This window comes from Salinivibrio sp. PR932, from assembly GCF_001996125.1.
GTDB classification, from domain to species: Bacteria; Pseudomonadota; Gammaproteobacteria; order Enterobacterales; family Vibrionaceae; genus Salinivibrio; species Salinivibrio proteolyticus.
Genome location: NZ_MUFM01000008.1, coordinates 12,996 through 32,982 on the forward strand (window position 1 = coordinate 12,996; position 19,987 = coordinate 32,982).

A 19,987-nucleotide genomic window follows, 5' to 3' on the forward strand; every position below is an offset into this window, starting at 1 on the left:
CCCATCCCTTGCTTACTATCAGATGAAGGATAACCACGGCACTTTGTTGCCGCAAGGTTAAGTTTTCATCTCCATGGTCGATATGTATCTAGGAACGCAGTTTATCGGCACACGAATAGAAAGTGAGGTTCGTATGGAAATGCGTGATTGGTTCGATGTGGGTTTAATCACCTTTTGGCTACTCGCGTGGGCATCGTTAGTGTATTTTGTGCCCGTTATTTAAGCGAGTTATCCGTGGTGGCGTTGTGGGATGCGCGCTTTAAACGTACTCCCCAACGCACCAGTAACGGTTGTAAATAAATAGGTAGCTGAATGGCCCCAATGAGGGGTAAAAATACCGGCCCCAATGCAGCGCCAGCTACCGTATAAGTAAGTAACACGTTGCGGTTCACGGCGGTAACTGCGGCAATCATACTGGCTTCTTCCCCGTATCGCCGGTAGATAATGTACGCAACTGCAAAGAAAAGCATGCATAATGCGACTGAAATTGCTAACAGCTCCAAGGCGTAACCGCTATCCTTCTGCCACATGGCGCCAATCGGACCCACTAAGCCCAATGGAAAGCTAAACACCAATACAATCGTGAACTGCGCCAGTTTTCCATGAATACGTTTTAATTTTTCAGGCTTAATCCATGCGTGAAACAGCGCGGCCATTCCCATCGGACCAAAAATAAAGATCACAAGCCTCGCAATATAACTGTATAAGTCGAGTGAGAACGCTTCGCCACTCAATAGGCTCAGATTAATAAAGAGAACAATGGGCATCAGTAACGTCGACGCAATGGTGTATGCCATGGCGATCAATGCGTCCATTTCTAATGAGCGAATAATGGCAGGTGTTGCGAATAACGAGCCAGTGGCACAGATCCCGCTGATCGCGAGTAGCATGGTATCGGAGGCGCCCAGTCCCCATGCAATCGTACAGGTAACGATAGTCAGAACCACGGCATGAACAAACGCATAGAGCCAAACTCGCCATTGCCCGAGTGCTTTTACCAATAAGGACTGATTAATCCCGAGTAAGGTAAATAACATTAATGCGAATAACACATAGGGCAGGTAGGGAAAAAGCGCTAATGAAAGGTGAGGAAACGCAAAACCGATTACAGCGGCAATAAAAAGAAACAACGCAGAATGTCGAGCAAGAAATGCCAGCATAGACAGCACCCTAATCACATGTGTAACGGCAATGTTACCAGCTTTTTTCTGCAAGTGAGTAAAGATTGTTCGTTTTCGTCGATTTATACGCAAAAAGACCTGATATAGCATGTAGCAGAAGGCAGGTTCAGCAATCGATGTTGTTTAAAATCGACCATATCTCCCATGATTTATCTTAGCTCTTTATTTAACCGAAAATTAACAAAAGTCATTGCGGTGGATAGTCGTGTTTCGGATAAATAAAACTAATGGCTAGGTTGAATTATCATCAGTGTAGAATCTAAGTCACTGTTTCTATAATGCGCCGCGAGTGATTCAGAAAACAAAGCGAGGATCGTATGACAACTGTTACGGCAAACATGCCACGCACACGTCGATCTTACGCGGTGACAATCAAAGGACTGATCGCTCATGCCATGGATGTGTTGTTCACCAGCAACACCAATGCACATGCTTATGATGCAAGCCGTTTACCCGCACATTTGCAACGTGATATTGGCATAAACCGATAAGATGACCTGATAAAAAGTAAAGCGCCATATCATAACGATATGGCGTTTTTTTTGTTCTATCGCGACGGTTAACGTAAAGAAACCGGTGCGCGACTAGTACTTTGGCTTGGATCATGGCAGGTTAGCTATTGACGCTAAACGTATTTTAATGGAGCAACAAACACAATGGGATGGTTTTCTAAATTATTCTCACGAAACGATGCCCCTCGCAAGGCATCAGCCCCAACAGTGACCCCGACTGAGTACAAAGGCTATCTTATTTATCCCGAAGCAACGCCAGAAAACGGGCAGTACCGAGTGTGTGGGCGAATTTGTAAACAGCAGGGACAAGAAACACTCACGCATCAGTTTATCCGCTCAGATTTATTGGGGAATCAGGAAGATGCTAATAGCTTGATGCTAGTCAAAGCCAAAATGATGATTGACCAGAATGGCGATCGCCTATTTTGACCTTACTTCTGGCATGGCCTTCTGCGCCATACCAAAACTAATGCATAAATATTCGAAACAAAAAAAGATAAAATGTAGCACTGATCACATTTACACCAGAATTGCGATCCTTGCCCTGTGGTGATTGTCGCTCAAACTCGTTAAGTTAGTGATGTTGCGTTGCTAAGCATCGGACGCTGACAACAGACTGCACCCACGTCGCACGTGCCTTATGTGGTGCTTGCGGCGTTATTTTTTATCGATTTTTCGCAGTCTTTATGGGTTTTATCAAGGTATGCCTTTTTTTGTCAGTATTATGCCTACAGGTGCTTGATATTTGACCTGTGGTTCGTTACAAAAAATTTCTCATAAGCCAATAGTCAGGGAATAGCTATGCAGATTGGTGTTCCAAAAGAAAGGCTCGTTAATGAAACGAGAGTTGCTGCGACACCAAAGTCGGTGGAGCAGTTGATAAAACTCGGCTTTGAAGTAGCAGTTGAAAAAGGCGCTGGCGAGCTAGCGAGCTTTGAAGACACAGCCTATGAACAAGCCGGGGCGAGTATTGTCGATACCGAAGCCGTTTGGCAATCGGATATCATTTTCAAAGTGAATGCACCGGGTGTGGTTGAAGAGACAGGCCAAGATGAAATTGCGCTCATTAAAGAAGGTGCCACGCTAGTCAGCTTTATTTGGCCAGCGCAAAATGAAGAGTTGCTGGCGCGTTTGGCGGCTCGCAAGATTAATGTGATGGCGATGGACGCGGTGCCAAGGATCTCTCGCGCACAATCGCTGGATGCGCTAAGTTCGATGGCCAACATTGCTGGTTATCGCGCGGTGGTCGAAGCCGCGCATGAGTTTGGCCGTTTCTTCACTGGACAAATCACTGCGGCAGGTAAAGTGCCACCTGCGAAAGTCTTTGTTGCGGGCGCTGGTGTGGCCGGGCTTGCCGCCATTGGTGCCGCAGGTAGCTTAGGGGCGATTGTCCGTGCGTTCGATGTACGCCCTGAAGTGAAAGAACAAGTTGAAAGTATGGGCGCCGAGTTTTTAGAGGCTGATTTTAAACAAGACAATTCAGGCAGTGGCGATGGGTATGCCAAAGAGATGTCTGATGAGTTTAATAAAGCCGCAGAAAAGCTCTACGCTGAACAAGCGCAAGATGTCGATATTATTATCACGACCGCGCTCATCCCCGGCAAACCTGCCCCGAAACTGGTGACCAAAGAGATGGTCGACAGTATGAAACCGGGTAGCGTGATTGTTGATTTGGCCGCTGCAAACGGCGGTAACTGCGAATACACGGAAAAAGATAAAGTGATCACAACACCCAACGGGGTGAAAGTGATTGGCTACACCGATATGGTGGGCCGCTTACCGACGCAGTCATCACAGCTGTATGCCACCAACTTGGTCAACCTCACCAAACTGCTTTGCAAAGAAAAAGATGGCAATATCGGCATTGACTTTGACGATGTGGTGATTCGTGGTGTGACCGTCATCAAAGAAGGTGAAGTCACATGGCCTGCGCCACCGATTCAAGTTTCGGCGCAACCTAAAGCGGCACCGAAAGCCGAGCCTGCGCCGAAAGCCGAGCCTAAGAAAACCTCTCGTGCGACCAAATATGGTTTGATGGCCGCGGCTGCCGGGGCATTTGGGTGGATCGCGAACTATGCGCCGAGCGAGTTTCTTTCTCACTTCACGGTGTTTGTTTTGGCCTGTGTGGTCGGCTACTACGTGGTCTGGAATGTCACTCACGCACTGCATACACCACTGATGTCGGTTACCAATGCGATTTCCGGGATTATTATTGTGGGCGCATTGCTGCAAGTTGGACAAGGCATTGGGTTTGTCACCTTCCTCGCATTCATTGCCGTGTTGATCGCGAGTATCAATATATTTGGCGGCTTTACTGTTACAAAGCGCATGCTTGAAATGTTCCGTAAAGGGTAAGGAGAAACAATGTCTGAAGGATTGGTACAAGCTGCGTACATTGTATCGGCGTTGTGTTTTATTCTGAGTTTGGCTGGACTGTCCAAGCAAGAATCAGCGCGTGCCGGTAACTATTACGGTATTACCGGGATGGCGATCGCGTTAGTCGCGACGATTTGGGGTCCTGAAGTACAGGGCGTTGGTTGGATTATTCTTGCGATGGTCATCGGTGGTGCGATTGGTATTTATTATGCCAAGCGTGTTGAAATGACCGAAATGCCTGAGCTGGTGGCTATGCTACATAGCTTTGTAGGTTTGGCTGCGGTACTAGTGGGCTTTAATACCTATATTGATCATCCACCATTGACCGGTGCGATGCTTAATATCCACTTGGTTGAGATCTTCCTCGGTGTATTTATCGGCGCGATTACCTTCACCGGTTCAATTGTCGCCTTTGGTAAACTCCGTGGAGTGATTTCTTCCAAAGCCTTGATGCTGCCACACCGTCACAAGTTGAATCTAGCCGCGGTTGTCGTCTCGTTCTTGTTGCTGATTAGCTTTGTGAATGCGGAAGGGTCAACGGCAGCTCTGTTGATTGTGACCGTGATTGCGTTAGCGTTTGGTTATCACCTCGTGGCCTCGATTGGTGGTGCAGACATGCCAGTTGTGGTGTCGATGCTTAACTCCTACTCAGGCTGGGCGGCTGCCGCCGCAGGCTTTATGCTAGCAAACGATCTGTTGATCGTGACTGGTGCGCTGGTAGGTTCGTCGGGTGCGATTCTGTCATACATCATGTGTAAAGCCATGAACCGTTCGTTTATCAGTGTGATTGCGGGTGGGTTTGGTTCTGATGGTACGGCGTCATCCGGTGACGAGGAGATGGGTGAGTACCGTGAAGTGACCGCCGAAGAGGTTGCTGAGATGCTGAAAGACTCAAAAAGCGTTATCATCACCCCAGGCTATGGCATGGCGGTTGCTCAGGCGCAGTATCCCGTCTATGAAGTGACAGAGAAGCTTCGTGGGATGGGTATTGACGTACGTTTTGGTATTCACCCTGTTGCGGGTCGTTTGCCCGGTCACATGAACGTATTGTTAGCCGAAGCGAAAGTCCCTTATGACATCGTGTTGGAAATGGATGAAATCAACGATGATTTCCCTGAAACGGATACTGTCTTGGTGATTGGCGCGAACGATACGGTTAACCCTGCCGCGACCGAAGACCCGTCAAGCCCGATTGCAGGTATGCCAGTGCTTGAAGTGTGGAATGCACGCAACGTGGTGGTATTTAAGCGTTCTATGAATACCGGCTATGCTGGGGTACAAAACCCGCTGTTCTTTAAAGAGAACAGTGCGATGTTGTTTGGTGATGCGAAACAAAGCGTTGAGGCAATATTTAAAGCGCTTTGATTGGCAAAAAGCATCAATATAGGTATAAAGAGTCAGCGAAGGCTGGCTCTTTTTTTGGGCGGGAGGGTTCACGTTGAACTGCGGTGTCATCGTTACCGATTGCTTTCATCGTGTGCAATACACCGAACTTACATTGCACTGACATTTCATTCACGTTGGGTGATAAGCTTGCGACTATGCGAATCCTGCTGTTAATGACCCTGGCGCTTATGGCGGTGCCAACGAGTGCTGCAAGCTCTTTCTCTGAACAAATGACAGCGTTCAGAGCACAGCTATTGCTTGCCGATCCGGTGGCACGATATAACCTCATTGGCATTAATCGCGCCTTCCCCAAGGTCTTACTCAGTCCCGACAGTTTATTGCCACAAACCGCTAATTACCCGCTTAAAGACATTCGTCGTTTGTACCAAGCCGCACAAAAGTGCCAAGGGCCGTGGCCTGTTCACCCCAAAGTGACTGAGCCTTTAGTGTTCACGCGCGCCATGTGTAATCACACTCAGTTGCCGGTTGCTTGGTTTTCCCGCTCAGGGTTTATCCATCCAGGAGGAGGCAGCTATGCGGCGAAATATGTCGAACAATTTCCGTCTCGGCGCAGTGAGCTGACCCGATTTTTTCATATTCAAGAACGGCCAACGGCTCAACCGGATACCTTGTTGGGGCGGTTGCAGCGTATGGATAACGCTGCTGTCGAAGCGCTGAATAGTGGTGCGAAATCGCTACTCAGTAGTGATGAAATGTGGGTTCGTGTCGGTAGCTATTATCACTTGTACCCTTCGACACAATGGCAGCCATTATTAGCAGAATTCGATTTGCGTTTGTCCGCGATGGGCGAACAAGATTTTTGTTTGGCGCGCGTGGGAAACATTTGCTGGAATGAAGAAAAAGCGCCGACGTATTGGCCCTATTTGGTTGGTGCTTTGATTGTTATCAACCTTGCGGCGCTCGGAGGTTGGGCATTTAACCGTTGGACGGTTCAGCGCCGGTTGATGCAAGAGCGGATGCTGGTGCTACAGATCCTCACCCACGAACTGCGTACGCCGATTGCCAGCCTCTCAATGACGGTGGAAGGGTTTAGGCGCAAGTTTGATACCTTGCCTGAGTCATTTTATGACGAGTTTCGACGCTTGTGTGAGGACGCACGTCGCTTAAAGCAGTTAGCGGAAGCGAGCAAAGACTATTTACAATCGAACCAAAAGCCGTTGAATAAAGAGACGATCCCTTCACTAAAAGAGTGGTTGGGGTACATCTGTGACGAGCACAATGTCACTATGTATGTCTCGCAAGATGGTGCCGTCAGTGCCAATGTATATTGGCTAGCAACCTCATTGAACAATTTGATCGCTAATGCGGTCAAATACGGTGTGGCACCGGTTGAAGTGCGCGCACAGGTATTGTCAGATCGTTTTACGATCGCGATTCAGGATCAGGGCGACCTGACTGCCAAGGACTGGAAACATATTCGTAAACCCTTTGTTAGTCAAAGTGGCTTAGGCCTCGGACTAACGATCGTGGAATCTATGATTGAGCGGATGGGGGGTAAGCTAAGCTTATCTGGCCCGCCCACTACATTTACTTTGGAGATTCATTGTGACGCAAGCGACGTTACTTCTGGTTGAAGATGATGCCAACTTGGCTGATGGCCTACTTGCCAGTTTAGAGCAGGCCGGTTACCGTTGTTTATACGCCGATAGCGCGACAAAAGTGGCAGAGCTATGGCGTGATGCAGATTTGGTGATCCTCGATCGCCAGTTACCCGAAGGCGACTCAATTGATTGGTTGCCTGACTGGAACAAACTCAAAACGGTACCTGTGATTTTGCTGACCGCGATGGTCTCCGTGCGTGACCGTGTCGGCGGCCTTGATTCGGGCGCCACTGACTACATCACCAAACCTTTTGCTGAAGCAGAATTGCTGGCACGTATTCGTGTTCACCTGCGTAACCCTGTTGGTGAAGTCGATGCATCCAGTGATGAAATTGTTGTTAACGATGTGCGCATTGATACTGCAAGTCGCGCAGTAATGTGTGGCGAGCAAGAGGTCGTACTGACACGGACTGAGTTTGATTTGCTTCATTTCCTGGCTAAAAATGCGGGCCGAGTGTTCACACGGGATGAGCTACTGGATCAGGTTTGGGGCTACAACCATTACCCAACGACGCGCACGGTTGATACGCACATTTTGCAACTTCGCCAAAAGTTGCCTTCAGTGAATATTGAGACTTTGCGTGGCGTTGGCTACCGCATGAAAGCATAATGCGTTTACGACTCACGCACGGTTTATTCGCTGCTGCCTTGATAGCAGGTGGTACTCAAGCGGCCTGGTTTGATGGTAATGATGCCTTGACCAGCGCCCATCAACGCCTGCTGGAAGGGAACACAGCAGGCAGTATGGACGCCATGATTGAAGCCTGGCAGCAGCCAAATCTATCCGCTTCGCGTCAGCAGCACTTGGCGCAGCTGCTTGCGTTGGCGATAACCGAAGATTGCGGGCGGAGCTTGAGTCAGCAGACGATGCCAGATTGGCTGAGCAATTTATCCCTGCGCCGTGAAACGGTGCAGACGACCAGCCGTGTCTATTATCGCTTGCAAGTTCGTGGGGAGTCTCAGCCCGGTATTGCCCGTTTTTCGCTGAAACATTGGCCTGATGAAACCATTATTTCGCAGCGTTTGAGCGGTCAAAACCAACACCAGTGGTTACTAGAGCAAGATGGTCTTTCTGAGCCAGTGAAAGAAGGGCTCTATCAGCTTGAGGTGACGTCAGTAGAAGGAGAAACATGGACCAGCTGGTTATTGATGACTCAGCCTCAACCTTTGCAAAAAATCAGTTGGAAAGACACGCGAAGTTGGCGGATAGCCCCGCCTGACAGCTTAGACTCTACGTGTCAGCGCCCGTTTTTGACGCTCAATCTCTATCCCCACAATCAGCCAGATGGTGCGCCGATATGGTCGGTCGAAAAGCACAAACGCTTGCCCACAACGTTGCCAGTGCTGGATGTACCGAACGGCCAGTATTGGTTTAGTGTGGCGCTGATTGAAAGGCGCTGGCAAGGAGCTTTGTCTGTTGAGGAAGTGCAGCGAATTGGCCGGGCGATTGATTTACCTGATTTGGATCCGGATGCGCTTCGCGCAATAAAGCCCGACTGACCAAGGTGTTACACGGCTTAAACCTGACATTGTTCACATCTTTTGACCTTACCTGATCGCGCTGGTTGCCAAGCCGCTACGCTCTTTAAATAAACGAAGAGGAAAGCGAGGCAACCTAATGCACGATAAAAAACACCTGCTTGTGTTTGCGCTTGCAGCATGTACAGGGTCTGCAGTGGCAGCGACCAATCCTACCGATGCGCGAACAAATGCGATGGGTGGGGCTGCAGTTGCGGCAGGCGACTACTTATCTGCAGGATTTCACAACCCTGCCTTGGCGGCACTTGACCCTGACAGCGCGTTTGGGGTGGTTTTTCCTTATCTTGGCGCAGAAGTGCGTGACCCAGATAAGCTCATGGATGATTTAGACGATATCTCTGATGCTTACGATAACAACGACCTAACGGCTGCGCAGCAAGCAATGCGAAATGCGCAGGGTGATCAGGCGCACTTGGATGCGGGGGTCGGTGCAGCTGTGGGGATCCCAACTGGCTCTATCTCTGCGACACTCTATGCTTCAGGGATCATCGAAGGTGCAATCTTACCGGATATTAAAGATAGCGATATTACCACACCGTCGATTAACCCCAGCTCGACCGCGACCATCGTTGCCGTGGGGGTGGGTGAGCTGGGTGTTGCGCTTGCATCAAACGTGGAAATTGCCGGTCAACGTATCGCGGTGGGTGTCTCCCCAAAATTGCAGCGCATTACAACCTATAACTATGGCGTCTCGGTTGATTCTTATGACACCGATGACTGGGATGATAGCCGTTACCGTGAAGAAGATAACGGCTTTAACATTGATGTCGGAGCGGTGTGGCAGACTGGCCCTTATCGCGTCGGCTTAGCCGGTAAAAACCTGATCAGTAACGATGTGGACACAGTGACAAGTAGTACAACGGGTCACAGCTTTACCTATGAGGTAGGGCCACAGTTTACGCTTGGCTCGGCGTTTGTCTCCGACTTTGTCACCATTGCCGGCGATATCGACTTAAACAAGAGCAAAGGGTTTAAAGGCACGCTGAATATTGACGATGATACCCAGTTTTTCCGGATCGGGGCTGAATTTGATGCCTTTGGCCATGCCCAATTACGCACTGGTTATCGCGCGGATATGAAAGATAACGTTGAAGACGCATTTACACTGGGTCTAGGCTTGTCACCCTTTGGGGTGGTCAACGTGGATATCGCGGCGAGTATCATTGATAGCAACAGCTATGGGGGCTCAGCCCAACTCGCATTTACTTTCTAAGCTCGCGGTGACGAAAAGTCGATGACAACGCAAAAGGCAGGCCCTAAAATAGCCTGCCTTTCTAATAGATGAGCGTATTTATGTTCGACGGTATTACATTGACGCATGATGAGCAGCAACAGGCTGCAGAGCGTATTCACGCTTTGATGGCAGAGGGCATGAGTAGTGGTGAAGCCATCATGAAAGTCGCGGCAGAGATCAGAGCACAAGCAGCAGCAGCCTCAGCGTCTGAAGAGTAAGAAAAAGCAGCAGAATATGCTGCTTTTTTATTTACAATTCACCGGATCCCTGATTTATTTAATAGTAGAGAGGTCAAGGGAGTCGGGGATGAGTCACGCGGTCGAACAAGCAAGAGAGTGGGCACGAGTCAGGCATGCGCTGCAACGATATGGTGCGCAGCCTTATCGCTGCCATCTCGATCATGTAGAGCGTATTGCTGCACCATATGGTGAAGACGCGCGTATTGTCGCTCAGTTGCATGATATTCTTGAAGACACCGCCACTCGCGTCGAAGAAATCGCCGAGCGCTTTGGGCCGACGATAGCGCGAGCGGTTATGCTGGTGACCGATCCGCGCAAACCGACCCGACATGAGAGAAAACGGGCACTCAACCAACGTTTGATCGCGCTGGATCCCAGCGATGAAGCCGCATGGCTCGCCTTGGTTGTCAAAACCTGTGACCGTCTTGCCAATGTGATCGCAAGCAGTGAACACAGTCCACCGCGTTTTCAGCAATATCAACGAGAGCATGGCGGCTTTCGGGTGGCCGTATATCGCCCTGGTCTATGTGATAATTTATGGGCGGAGTTGGATGGTCTGATTGATGCCGGCCAGCAAGCCGACCGACATCCCGATCACCAACTTCACGCCTCGATATCGTAGACAGTCGGAATGGGTTGACGTTTGTGCTGGGTGGATTGATAGACCTGAATGATCTTCTCTTTCACCGCCTCATCGACGGGCTTGCCTTCCAAGAAGTTATCAATTTGCTCATAGGTCAGCTGAAGCGCGTCTTCATCGGCTTTTTGTGGTGATAACTCCTCCAAATCCGCGGTCGGGACTTTATTGACCAATACCTCTGGCGCACCCAGTGCCGCAGCCAGTTGGCGCACTTGTCGCTTGCTTAATCCAAATAGAGGAGCAAGGTCGCAGGCACCATCACCGTACTTGGTATAGAAACCAGTAATGTTTTCCGCAGAATGATCGGTCCCAATTACCAACCCTTGAGTTAGTCCAGCAATCTCGTATTGAGCGACCATGCGGGCGCGTGCTTTGACGTTACCTTTGACGAAATCAAGGGTTCCTTCGTTATCGGGTAAACGATCCACCGCCGCGACGGCATCTAATACCGCACCGTGCATGCCATCAACACCGGGTTTGACATTGACCGTGACCGTTTTGCTTGGCTTGATGAACGACAATGCCAATTGCGCTTCGTCTTCATCTTTTTGCACGCCATAGGGCAACCGCACGGCGATAAATTGATAGTGATTACGGCCGATCTCTTCGTTCAATTGCTCAACGGCTAGCTGGGCTAATCGACCACAAGTTGAAGAATCAACGCCCCCGCTAATACCTAACACCAGGCTGCGCGTTCCCGAGCGGGTGAGCATGGTCTTAATGAAGTGAATGCGGCGTGTAATTTCTGCTTGTGGATCGATAAAAGGTTGAACGCGCATTTCTTCGCGGATGTGTTGTTCCATGTTGTGTTCCTCTTGATTTCGCTTGCATGCGACCGACGTGATGATTCTTATTGGGTTATTGTGCATGATCTCGCAAAGCTTGGGTATAGCTACGCCACGATTAACCGTTATCACTGGTTACGAGATGGCCAATAGCGTCGATCCACGTCGCTGATGGTCGCGCAATCAGGCAGATACATGTAAACTTCGTGGCAAAGAGGAATGATATGACTGAAAAAATTGCCATTTTTGGCAGTGCGTTTAATCCGCCCACACGCGGGCATGCTTCTGTTATCGAACAGTTGACGCATTTTGATCGCGTATTGCTGGTACCAAGTTATAAGCATGCGTGGGGAAAATCGATGGCCTCGTTTGAACAGCGTTGCCAATGGGTTGATGCCTTTATTCACGATTTGAACATGCCGCAGGCCTCGTGCTGTCGCCTTGAAGCAGAGCTGGGTAAAAATGGTGACGCTGTCACAACTTATATGTTGCTGACCGCGCTGCAGGCACACTATTGCCACGCCGATCTGACTTTTGTCGTCGGGCCAGATAACTTATTAAAGTTCGGCCAGTTTGCGCACAGTGAGCAGATCCTGGCGCGTTGGTCCGTGCTAGGAATGCCAGAATCCGTCAATGTACGCAGTACGTATATCCGCGATCGGCTGGCAAAAGGGCTGTCAGTCGACGACTTGACGACCCCAAGTGTTGCCGAGCAACTCAGCCATACAGCATTCTCGTTCTCTGATTAAGCGAGTACAGCGTGATATTCGTCGGATAGCGCAAGGGCTACATCGTAAGATAGCCCAAGCGAGGTTGCAGCAGCTTCCAGTTTGTTGCCGGATTTAAGCTGCGCCCTTAACTGGCGGACAGTGAGATACTCGCACAACGCTGAATAGGTAAGCTGAGTGCAGGCCTGGAAGGTAAAATGCGCGTTGTCACCTTCGAGAGGCCGCCCAGCATTCGCTTGATCAACACAGGCCGCTACACATTGATAGCTAGCGTCGTTTGCGATTGCGGGTGATAGCGTCACCAGCTGATCGAGCAGTACCCCATGCAGGCGACGCGTTGCCGGTGTGTTTTGGTTCGCACCGGATAACGGATCAAGTGCTGTGAGTCCGGCATGCAATAATGTGCTGGGTATCACGTGGCCCGCAGACTGAGGAAGTGACACCGTCACTCTAGGCGATACCGTTAGCTGATGCAGGCTGGTGTGTGGCGTGATCATCAGTGCGTATAGACAATCAAACGGGAGCCAAAAGCCTTGGCCAGCGTACACGGGAATATCCTGTTTACCGAGGCGTACGAGAACTAAACCGATTTCTACGTACAAGAAAGTGGCGGTATGGCGACGCTTTCGCGGGGTAAGCACGAGGCAATCTTGGTGATAGGCGGTGTATTCGCTGGTGTACTTCATGTCTGGCTCTCATTTTTACAGGCCGGCAATGTTGAGCACTTTTAAACAAGAGGTCAAGCCCCAATATGATTGAGGGAACTCATGAGTACAGTATAGGTCTGACCTCCAACCTCTATAAAATGTCGCTGGATTAACTTTGAATCCTTGTTTGACCGCGTAGAATGGCGCGGTTTTTATCAAATGAAACGGAAGAACGTGCAAACAGTTAACGATCCTTACCAAGACATCCGCCCTTATCATGATGATGAGGTACCTGCAGCGATTCATCGCTTGATCCAAGACGATGAATTTATCAATGCGATCTTATCCTATCGTTATCCTCATGCTTCGGGCCCGCTAGGGTGGTTACTTAAGCCCGCACTGAAACTTTACCTCACCCAAAAGTGGCGCAACATTAAAACCGTACAAGACGTGCAGTTGCATGTCGCGAGTTACATGCGCAAGATGATCAAAACATCATGTGACAACGTCACTGTTTCGGGGGTCGAGCACCTTTCGCCGGATAAAGCGTATCTCTTTGTCTCTAACCATCGTGATATTGCGATGGATCCCGCGCTGGTCAATTGGTGTTTGCATCAGCAAGGCTTAGACACAGTGCGTATCGCGATTGGTGATAATCTATTGCGTAAACCCTGTGCGACCGAGCTGATGAAGTTAAATAAGAGCTTTATCGTCAAACGCTCCGCCAGAGCGCCGCGTGAAATGATGAAATCTCTCTCTCAGCTGTCGGCGTACATACGCCATTCATTAGATGAAGGCCAGTCTATCTGGATTGCTCAGCGTGAAGGGCGTGCAAAAACAGGATTAGACATGACCGATCCTGCCATCCTCAAGATGTTCTACATGGAAGGGCGCAAAAACAAGCAATCCTTTGATGAGTACATGCAGGCGCTAAATATCGTGCCGGTGGCCATCTCATATCAAAATGATCCTTGCGACTTAGACAAAGCGACTGAGCTAGATGCCGTCAACCGTTTGGGCGCTTACGAAAAGAGTGAATTTGAAGATATTCAAACGATTGTAAAAGGCATTGTGGGGCAGAAGCGTCAAGTTCATGTCGCCTTCGGTGCACCTGTGACCGTGTCACAATCAACACCAGAGACTTTAGCGGCGGATATTGATCGGCAAATTCACTGTCTATATCGACTTTATCCAGCTAACTATATCGCGGCGGGGGAAGCGCATGACAGTGTTACCGCCGAAGAGCGCGAGCTGTTTGAACAAAAGTTGGCACAAGCACCTGAGGTAGCACGCGATTATATTCGTCAGATGTATGCGAATCCGGTGATTAATGCGCAACGTGCCGCCAGTGATCAAGCGACGACATCGATAGACCAATAGTGACAAGGTCACCTATTGCTAGCGTGAAGGCGATCCCACACGGGCGGATCGCCTACTTCTTCGAGCATAAAGTCGATAAACTCGCGTACTTTAGGGGCTAAATGTTTGCGGCGAGGGTAGACGATATAAATCGGAAGCGCGAGGCAGGGACGCCAATCTGGTAAGATCTCAACCAGCTCACCTTTTTGAAGTTCATCATCGAGGAGGTAGGTCGCTAAATAGGCAACCCCCATCCCCGCTTTTACAGCTTCAAGCACGGCAGGGGCGTTATTGATGTTATAGCGGCCCGATACGCGAACTACTTGCTCATTGCCTGCTTTATTGAATGGCCATTTATCATAGCTGCGCTCGCGACTTTGATAGGTGATACAGTCATGGTGCCTCAAATCACTCAATTGACTTGGTGTTCCTTGCCGAGCTAAATAGTCCGGCGAGGCAACCAGTTTAAATTGGCAATCCGCGAGCTTGCGAGCCACCATTCCCTCTGGCGGTTGTTCATGGATCGCGACCCAGCAATCATAGCCTTCTTCAACCAGATTAGGGCGATGATCAAAGAGTGTAATATCGAGATCGAGCGCAGGGTACTTTTGCCGAAATGTGGCAAAACTGCGCGTGATCAGCGTGTTACCAAATGACTGTGCGACACCGATACGTAACTTGCCCGTCACTTCGTCACGATAACCTGCCACCATGGCTTCCGCTTCGTCTAGCGTTGCCATAAGTTGCGCACCATAGTCGGCGTATTGTGCGCCGATTTCCGTTAGCGACACAGAGCGCGTATTCCGCTGTACCAATTGCACCCCCAACCTGTCTTCCAAATAACGCACTTGCTTACTGACTTGAGACTTTGAAATCCCTAACCGTTCCGCTGCGCGAGTGAAGTGTTGTTCTTGAGCCACGGTAGCCAAAACAACAATTTGTTGAAGGTGATCAAGCATTGCTTACGCTTCCCTGAAAGTTGGTAGCCAGAAGCGTACCACAGTTCAACCCAGCTCGGGAGAGCAGGGCATCATTTAGTGACGCCGTCACGTCATTAGTTGAGAGACCCAAAGTGGCTATTGCACTTATTTCATAAAATACTATCCAAGCGTGACAACTTACCAACTGCCAAGCTCGCTTATCGCTTCGATCATTCTATGACCAATGACGGGTCCACCTATCGCCTTCTGTTATCTCTAACGAAATAAAATGACTATTTATCCATTACTTGATCTTATAGTTTTCCAGTGGAAACAATGATACGTGTGAATTGTAAGTGCTTACTACAAACGCTGTAATTTAATTACGTCTGACCTGTTTGCGGATGCTGCTGCTAACTATTTATTAATTTCATTCATTTAATGAATCGATGTTATCTGTTTATATTCATGGGCTAACATGGATAGAATTCAGGCTGGAGGTGGACATGATCGAATTACTCAAGCAGTTTTTTATCTTAGGCTGTATGTCATTTGGTGGCCCTGCGGCACATATCGGCTATTTCGAGCGCGTTTTTGTGAAAGAGAAGCAGTGGCTGAGTGCAGAGGCATTTGCGTCAGGTTTGGCGATCAGTCAGTTTTTACCGGGACCAGGCAGTAGTCAGCTTGGTATGTATATCGGCTATCAGCGCGGTGGCTATTTGGGAGCATTGGGGGCATTTGTCGCGTTTACGTTACCTTCTTTCGCTTTATTAACCGCAGCAGCGATGCTTAGCAGCAGCAATGATACAGCGGGTTGGATAAGCACACTGATTAGTGCGGCTAAGTTATTGGCTGTGGTTGTGGTGATTGACGCGACAATATCGATGGGGCGAAAATTCATCCATTCGTTCACTACAGCGGTGATTGCAATTGTCACTACGGTATGGCTACTAGTGTCGCCGTCTGGCGTTGTTTATCAAGTACTCCCCATCTTACTCGCTGGCATGATCGGTGCTATTGGTTTTAAACAAACCAGTGTTCAGGCGGCTTCGATATCGATGGCGCACGCGCAACGGCGCAGCGGGATCATTCTCAGCCTGTTTGGGTTTTTACTCACGGTTCCTTGGCTTTTCAATAGTGTCCTGCCGGTACAAGTCTTCAACCTGTTCTACCAAGCGGGAAGTTTTGTATTTGGCGGCGGCCATGTGGTGCTGCCGTTGTTAGAGCCCATTGTGGGTGACGTTGTCACAGACTCTGCATTGATTGAAGGCTACGCCGCCGCACAATTAGTGCCAGGTCCGATGTTTACCATGGCCAGCTATCTTGGTGCGACGGTTGAAGGGCTATCGCCAATATGGGGAAGTCTTATCGCCACAGTCGCAATCTTTTTACCCGGTGCGTTATTGATGTTTGGTGTATTGCCCGTGTGGGAGGCCGTTAAATCGCAGCCTAGATTGGCGGGGGCTATTATCATGATTAATGCCAGTGTTGTCGGACTCTTAGCGGCAGCGCTTTATCAACCCGTATGGGTATCGGCGTATAGCCAGTGGACTGATTTAATCCCGATAGCCGTTGGGTTAGTGGCGCTCATTAAATGGCGATTATCAGTTTTTTGGGTGCTGTTAATGATGATTGGTTACCAGTGGTTCTTTTGATGCCGTCCAGCCCGATATGAGTTCGGGCTTTATTTTACTCCCTTAATGCACTATAACTTTATATGTTAATCAAAAATTCAACGTACTATCTGGTGGTCAAAGATATCTCAGTTGCCAAGACAACAGGTATCACACCATACGGTGTTTAGATGTGGTGGGCAGAAAGTATCGTGCCCCAAGCGGTTATAACTCTTGGGGCGATTGGTAGTGGAGATATCCTTTATAGCGAATATTGCCATGTCTGGCGACTGCCGGTTTCCGATGCACGTTGAGCAAGTTCAATCGCGTAAATTACCTTAGTCGCGGATTCGGCGCTCACCGGGGAAGGGCGTTGATGTGTGATCGACTCTGCCAGTAAAGTAAAAAGTTGCTGGTATTGGCCAGTATGTAATGGGCAAGTCATTTTAGTGACGCTGTCACCTTTCTCTAGCGTTGCTTCATGCGACTGAGTACCAAAGTTTTTGTCCAATATGGACATGGCTGCACGCAGTTGATCTTCTTGAATATCTAACCCGTTGCAAGAGAAGGTTGCCTTTTCGCCGTGTACCGTAAAGCGCTCTGTGGTGCCTGACCGATATGGGCTAGAGTTCAGTATCACTTCGCTATCTGGGTAATGCAACGTGAGCTGAAAATAGTCCGTTGTTTGGCTCCCTGGGCGTAAAGCGCGACACTGAGCTGAAATAGCGTCTGGGTCTCCGAGCAGGGTTAGTGTTTGGTCAATCAGGTGCGAACCCAAATCGAAAAGAATACCAGCGCCTTCGCCAGGCAGCTCTCGCCAACGTTGCCTTACTTCTGGGCGATAGCGGTTAAAGCTTGAATGCATGACTTTAATATCACCAAGCTCATTGTTTTCTATCAGTGATTGGAGAGTCAGAAAGTCGCCATCCCAACGGCGATTATGGTAAGGACAGAGGATTAGGCCTTTTTCATCCGCCAATTTTGCCAGAGCAAGACCGTCTTCACTGCGCGTGACAAATGGCTTTTCCACCAGAACATGGCAACCGGCTTCGAGTGATTGGCGTGCGTGCTCATAATGCAGATGATTGGGTGTGGTAATGACGACCAAATCAGGACTTTCATGCTCAAGCAGCGTATTGATATCTACGTAGCATGTCGCTTGGGGTAAATGTTGCGTGACGTTCTCGGGCTTACTGGAGACAACAGCCGTAATATCAAACTGCGGCATCGCATTAAGAAAAGGAAGATGGAATGTGTTGGCAGAAAAGCCGAAGCCAACCAATGCGGTTTTAATCATGAATAAACCCAAAATGGACGGTGTTTGTCTAAACCCTATAGAAAATCTCAAGGATGATCAATTGGCGCGCCCGACAACATCGATTATGCTAGTGCAGTCAAGAAGGTCGGGTCGATAGCTTTTTGACTGAATGCATCAGAGAGACGCGGATGTGTCGCCATTTTAAATTGCTTAGGCCGGGCACTGCTAAGTCAAAGAGTGATTTAAGGAGACACTTTAACTTTGCTATAAAGTGACATTACAACTTTGCCCTTACACCATTGGTGCGCATTATCTATGTTATGTTAAATGATATATCCGTCAGATCAAGATTGGCATCAACAAGACAAGTGCCTGCATTCCTCGTCGATACGTTTTGTCCCCTTCACTGTGTTTACGCGACTATTCAACGTAATCGTATATTTACCATAAAATAGCTAATCACCACTTTCTTTAATCCACTCAGTTCAAATGCTTCGCTTGACCTAAGGTGCTTCAATCTCGCAGTGATAAGCTAAATGATGATCTTTTATGGGTATATTTAGTGTTATCTCAGCAGTTTCCGCCTGTTGACCTTTTTAGGTGCTGCAAGGTTTGCTACAGTTTTGCTAGTTTGTACGCGAACCGTTAAATAAGGGAAAAAATGAGAGTTCAAATAGTGGCTTGGCTGTTAGTCGCATTGACCAGCTTCAGTGTGTCTGCCGAGGATGAAGGCGAAGCCAAACAAGCCTCCGCACAACCTAAGTCGTATGCGGAACAAAGTATTTATGACAAGCCATTGATGGAACGCTATGTTTTGGATGAGATTCGTAATCTCAGAACAGACTTCCAAGCCCTTGAAAAGCGTATGGTGGTTGAGATTACCGACCGTGAATTAGACGTGGCGGACAAATCACTTAACTATGCCAATGTCACCGTCACCTACTTTTTCTATTTGATTGCGGGCGCTGCATCATTGATCGCACTGGTTGGTTGGCAATCGTTGCGTGATATTAAGAACAACACCAAAGAACTCGCTGACCAACAGTTATCGGAAATTGCTGAACAATATGAGCGAAAGTTCCAAGCGTTAGAGCGCGATTTGAAACGCAAAACACGTATCATCGCCGAGAATAACAAAGAAATTGAACGGATTAATGAGATCCATAACCTTTGGTTACGCGCACAGCATTCACAAACGCCAGAACAACGGATGGAAATCTACAATGAGATTTTAAAAATTCGCCCTGGTGATCTAGAAGCCCTCACTCATAAAGCGGATGCCGCGATGGAAATGGGTGAATACCATTGGGCGTTGAGTATCAGTAACCGTGTTTTAGAAGTGGATGACAAAAATGCCAACGCCCTCTTCCAGCGTGCTTGTGCTTATGCCCGTCTTGGTGCGGAAGAGCAAGCGATATCTGACTTGGAAGTCGCCGTGGCGGAAAGCGCTTCTCTGCGTGAAGCGGCTCGTGAAGAGGCTGACTTTGAATCACTTCACGGTAACGAGCGCTTTGACGTGTTGATTGATCCGGAGAGTAATCCTTAGTCAGCATCCATTATGGCAAATCATAGACAATGGGCAGCATGCGCTGCCCGTTTTTTATCCACCGGCGAGTTTGACGGTGTGGCCTTTTTTCTCAAGATGGGCTTTGATTTGATCGCGTTTATCCCCTTGGATTTCGATAACGCCGTCTTTAATCGCGCCACCACAGCCGCATACTTTTTTAAGCTCGGCGGCGAGTAGTTTTAACGCCGCGTCTTCAAGATCCAGCCCTGTTACTAAGCTAACGCCCTTCCCTTTACGCCCTTTTGTTTGGCGCTGAATACGAACGATGCCATCTCCCCTTGGGCGAACTGGCTTTTCCGTTGCCTCTTTGATGCGGCCGGTTTCGGTAGAATAAACTAATCGGTTGTTATCAGACATGGTGTATACGTAATGTGAAAACCT

21 protein-coding genes are annotated in these 19,987 nt (G+C 48.9%); 15 read left to right on the forward strand and 6 right to left on the reverse strand.

Going from position 1 to position 19,987, the window contains the following annotated elements; translation table 11 throughout:
- Nucleotides 1–73: 73 nt before the first annotated feature.
- On the forward strand, nt 74–223 hold the full coding sequence (locus BZG84_RS16310; protein WP_158074971.1) for a hypothetical protein: 150 nt from the start codon (nt 74–76) through the stop codon (nt 221–223).
- On the opposite strand, the gene BZG84_RS05590 is transcribed toward BZG84_RS16310, so the two are convergent.
- Nucleotides 216–1,160 carry a hypothetical protein gene (locus tag BZG84_RS05590; protein ID WP_198536714.1) on the reverse strand — a complete coding sequence of 315 codons (945 nt, stop codon included), beginning with the start codon at nt 1,158–1,160 and terminating at the stop codon, nt 216–218. The genes BZG84_RS16310 and BZG84_RS05590 overlap by 8 nt on opposite strands.
- A gap of 338 nt (nt 1,161–1,498) precedes the next feature.
- Between BZG84_RS05590 and BZG84_RS16380 the strand changes: the two genes are divergently transcribed.
- The 10 genes from BZG84_RS16380 (at nt 1,499) to BZG84_RS05635 (ending at nt 10,711) form a co-directional block, all read left to right on the forward strand.
- Nucleotides 1,499–1,672: a hypothetical protein gene (locus BZG84_RS16380; protein WP_167315127.1), complete on the forward strand. Its 174-nt coding sequence runs from the start codon at nt 1,499–1,501 to the stop codon at nt 1,670–1,672.
- A gap of 165 nt (nt 1,673–1,837) precedes the next feature.
- Nucleotides 1,838–2,122 carry an HlyU family transcriptional regulator gene (locus BZG84_RS05595; protein ID WP_069586631.1) on the forward strand — a complete coding sequence of 95 codons (285 nt, stop codon included), beginning with the start codon at nt 1,838–1,840 and terminating at the stop codon, nt 2,120–2,122.
- Between the two features lie 372 nt (nt 2,123–2,494).
- Nucleotides 2,495–4,048, forward strand: coding sequence for a Re/Si-specific NAD(P)(+) transhydrogenase subunit alpha (gene pntA, locus BZG84_RS05600; protein ID WP_077481639.1), 1,554 nt, complete (start codon nt 2,495–2,497; stop codon nt 4,046–4,048).
- A gap of 9 nt (nt 4,049–4,057) precedes the next feature.
- Nucleotides 4,058–5,434, forward strand: a complete 1,377-nt coding sequence (gene pntB, locus BZG84_RS05605; RefSeq protein ID WP_077481637.1) for a Re/Si-specific NAD(P)(+) transhydrogenase subunit beta — start codon at nt 4,058–4,060, stop codon at nt 5,432–5,434.
- A gap of 176 nt (nt 5,435–5,610) precedes the next feature.
- Nucleotides 5,611–7,050, forward strand: a complete 1,440-nt coding sequence (locus tag BZG84_RS05610) for an ATP-binding protein (protein ID WP_077481635.1) — start codon at nt 5,611–5,613, stop codon at nt 7,048–7,050.
- On the forward strand, nt 7,022–7,687 hold the full coding sequence (locus BZG84_RS05615) for a response regulator transcription factor (protein WP_077457738.1): 666 nt from the start codon (nt 7,022–7,024) through the stop codon (nt 7,685–7,687). Before BZG84_RS05610 ends, BZG84_RS05615 begins: the two co-directional genes overlap by 29 nt.
- Complete coding sequence (locus BZG84_RS05620; RefSeq protein WP_077675272.1) at nt 7,687–8,577, forward strand: DUF2861 family protein; 891 nt, start codon at nt 7,687–7,689, stop codon at nt 8,575–8,577. The genes BZG84_RS05615 and BZG84_RS05620 overlap by 1 nt, the downstream gene beginning before the upstream one ends.
- Nucleotides 8,578–8,695: 118 nt before the next feature.
- A complete protein-coding gene (locus BZG84_RS05625; RefSeq protein ID WP_077662438.1) occupies nt 8,696–9,829 on the forward strand; it encodes a conjugal transfer protein TraF in 1,134 nt (377 codons plus the stop codon).
- A gap of 80 nt (nt 9,830–9,909) precedes the next feature.
- Complete coding sequence (locus tag BZG84_RS05630; protein WP_077480879.1) at nt 9,910–10,068, forward strand: YoaH family protein; 159 nt, start codon at nt 9,910–9,912, stop codon at nt 10,066–10,068.
- 88 nt (nt 10,069–10,156) lie between these two features.
- On the forward strand, nt 10,157–10,711 hold the full coding sequence (locus BZG84_RS05635) for an HD domain-containing protein (RefSeq protein WP_077480881.1): 555 nt from the start codon (nt 10,157–10,159) through the stop codon (nt 10,709–10,711).
- On the opposite strand, the gene nadE is transcribed toward BZG84_RS05635, so the two are convergent.
- Complete coding sequence (gene nadE / locus BZG84_RS05640; RefSeq protein WP_077678030.1) at nt 10,693–11,532, reverse strand: ammonia-dependent NAD(+) synthetase; 840 nt, start codon at nt 11,530–11,532, stop codon at nt 10,693–10,695. The two genes, BZG84_RS05635 and nadE, sit on opposite strands and share 19 nt — an antisense overlap.
- 206 nt (nt 11,533–11,738) lie before the next feature.
- On the opposite strand from nadE, the gene BZG84_RS05645 reads away from it, so the two are divergent.
- On the forward strand, nt 11,739–12,263 hold the full coding sequence (locus tag BZG84_RS05645; protein WP_077480885.1) for a nicotinate-nicotinamide nucleotide adenylyltransferase: 525 nt from the start codon (nt 11,739–11,741) through the stop codon (nt 12,261–12,263).
- On the opposite strand, the gene BZG84_RS05650 is transcribed toward BZG84_RS05645, so the two are convergent.
- Entirely contained in the window at nt 12,260–12,928 is a 669-nt protein-coding gene (locus tag BZG84_RS05650) for a hypothetical protein (protein ID WP_077480887.1), read from the reverse strand. The genes BZG84_RS05645 and BZG84_RS05650 overlap by 4 nt on opposite strands.
- Nucleotides 12,929–13,123: 195 nt before the next feature.
- Here BZG84_RS05650 and BZG84_RS05655 point away from each other — a divergent pair, with 195 nt between their 5' ends.
- Nucleotides 13,124–14,269, forward strand: a complete 1,146-nt coding sequence (locus BZG84_RS05655; RefSeq protein ID WP_077480889.1) for a lysophospholipid acyltransferase family protein — start codon at nt 13,124–13,126, stop codon at nt 14,267–14,269.
- Nucleotides 14,270–14,277: 8 nt separating this feature from the next.
- On the opposite strand, the gene BZG84_RS05660 is transcribed toward BZG84_RS05655, so the two are convergent.
- Complete coding sequence (locus BZG84_RS05660) at nt 14,278–15,207, reverse strand: LysR family transcriptional regulator (RefSeq protein WP_077480891.1); 930 nt, start codon at nt 15,205–15,207, stop codon at nt 14,278–14,280.
- 467 nt (nt 15,208–15,674) lie between these two features.
- On the opposite strand from BZG84_RS05660, the gene chrA reads away from it, so the two are divergent.
- The gene (gene chrA / locus BZG84_RS05665) at nt 15,675–16,823 is read left to right on the forward strand and encodes a chromate efflux transporter (RefSeq protein WP_077480893.1); all 1,149 of its coding nucleotides are present in this window, start codon (nt 15,675–15,677) and stop codon (nt 16,821–16,823) included.
- Between the two features lie 220 nt (nt 16,824–17,043).
- Here the strand turns inward: chrA and BZG84_RS05670 are convergent, their stop codons facing one another.
- Nucleotides 17,044–18,078 carry a Gfo/Idh/MocA family oxidoreductase gene (locus BZG84_RS05670; protein WP_077480895.1) on the reverse strand — a complete coding sequence of 345 codons (1,035 nt, stop codon included), beginning with the start codon at nt 18,076–18,078 and terminating at the stop codon, nt 17,044–17,046.
- A gap of 622 nt (nt 18,079–18,700) precedes the next feature.
- Between BZG84_RS05670 and BZG84_RS05675 the strand changes: the two genes are divergently transcribed.
- Nucleotides 18,701–19,585, forward strand: a complete 885-nt coding sequence (locus tag BZG84_RS05675; protein WP_077481223.1) for a TPR end-of-group domain-containing protein — start codon at nt 18,701–18,703, stop codon at nt 19,583–19,585.
- 54 nt (nt 19,586–19,639) lie between these two features.
- Here BZG84_RS05675 and yciH read toward each other — a convergent pair whose 3' ends face one another.
- Complete coding sequence (gene yciH, locus BZG84_RS05680; RefSeq protein ID WP_077481225.1) at nt 19,640–19,963, reverse strand: stress response translation initiation inhibitor YciH; 324 nt, start codon at nt 19,961–19,963, stop codon at nt 19,640–19,642.
- Nucleotides 19,964–19,987 lie beyond the last annotated feature (24 nt).

Coding starts and splice junctions, on each gene's coding strand:
- pntB (WP_077481637.1), top strand. CDS start 4,058: ATGTCTGAAGGATTGGTACAAGCTGCGTACATTGTATCGGCGTTGTGT.
- BZG84_RS05590 (WP_198536714.1), bottom strand. CDS start 1,160: ATGCTGGCATTTCTTGCTCGACATTCTGCGTTGTTTCTTTTTATTGCC.
- BZG84_RS05620 (WP_077675272.1), top strand. CDS start 7,687: ATGCGTTTACGACTCACGCACGGTTTATTCGCTGCTGCCTTGATAGCA.
- BZG84_RS16380 (WP_167315127.1), top strand. CDS start 1,499: ATGACAACTGTTACGGCAAACATGCCACGCACACGTCGATCTTACGCG.
- BZG84_RS05630 (WP_077480879.1), top strand. CDS start 9,910: ATGTTCGACGGTATTACATTGACGCATGATGAGCAGCAACAGGCTGCA.
- BZG84_RS16310 (WP_158074971.1), top strand. CDS start 74: ATGGTCGATATGTATCTAGGAACGCAGTTTATCGGCACACGAATAGAA.
- BZG84_RS05675 (WP_077481223.1), top strand. CDS start 18,701: ATGAGAGTTCAAATAGTGGCTTGGCTGTTAGTCGCATTGACCAGCTTC.
- BZG84_RS05660 (WP_077480891.1), bottom strand. CDS start 15,207: ATGCTTGATCACCTTCAACAAATTGTTGTTTTGGCTACCGTGGCTCAA.
- BZG84_RS05635 (WP_077480881.1), top strand. CDS start 10,157: ATGAGTCACGCGGTCGAACAAGCAAGAGAGTGGGCACGAGTCAGGCAT.
- BZG84_RS05650 (WP_077480887.1), bottom strand. CDS start 12,928: ATGAAGTACACCAGCGAATACACCGCCTATCACCAAGATTGCCTCGTG.
- BZG84_RS05625 (WP_077662438.1), top strand. CDS start 8,696: ATGCACGATAAAAAACACCTGCTTGTGTTTGCGCTTGCAGCATGTACA.
- pntA (WP_077481639.1), top strand. CDS start 2,495: ATGCAGATTGGTGTTCCAAAAGAAAGGCTCGTTAATGAAACGAGAGTT.
- BZG84_RS05595 (WP_069586631.1), top strand. CDS start 1,838: ATGGGATGGTTTTCTAAATTATTCTCACGAAACGATGCCCCTCGCAAG.
- BZG84_RS05610 (WP_077481635.1), top strand. CDS start 5,611: ATGCGAATCCTGCTGTTAATGACCCTGGCGCTTATGGCGGTGCCAACG.
- yciH (WP_077481225.1), bottom strand. CDS start 19,963: ATGTCTGATAACAACCGATTAGTTTATTCTACCGAAACCGGCCGCATC.
- chrA (WP_077480893.1), top strand. CDS start 15,675: ATGATCGAATTACTCAAGCAGTTTTTTATCTTAGGCTGTATGTCATTT.
- nadE (WP_077678030.1), bottom strand. CDS start 11,532: ATGGAACAACACATCCGCGAAGAAATGCGCGTTCAACCTTTTATCGAT.
- BZG84_RS05670 (WP_077480895.1), bottom strand. CDS start 18,078: ATGATTAAAACCGCATTGGTTGGCTTCGGCTTTTCTGCCAACACATTC.
- BZG84_RS05645 (WP_077480885.1), top strand. CDS start 11,739: ATGACTGAAAAAATTGCCATTTTTGGCAGTGCGTTTAATCCGCCCACA.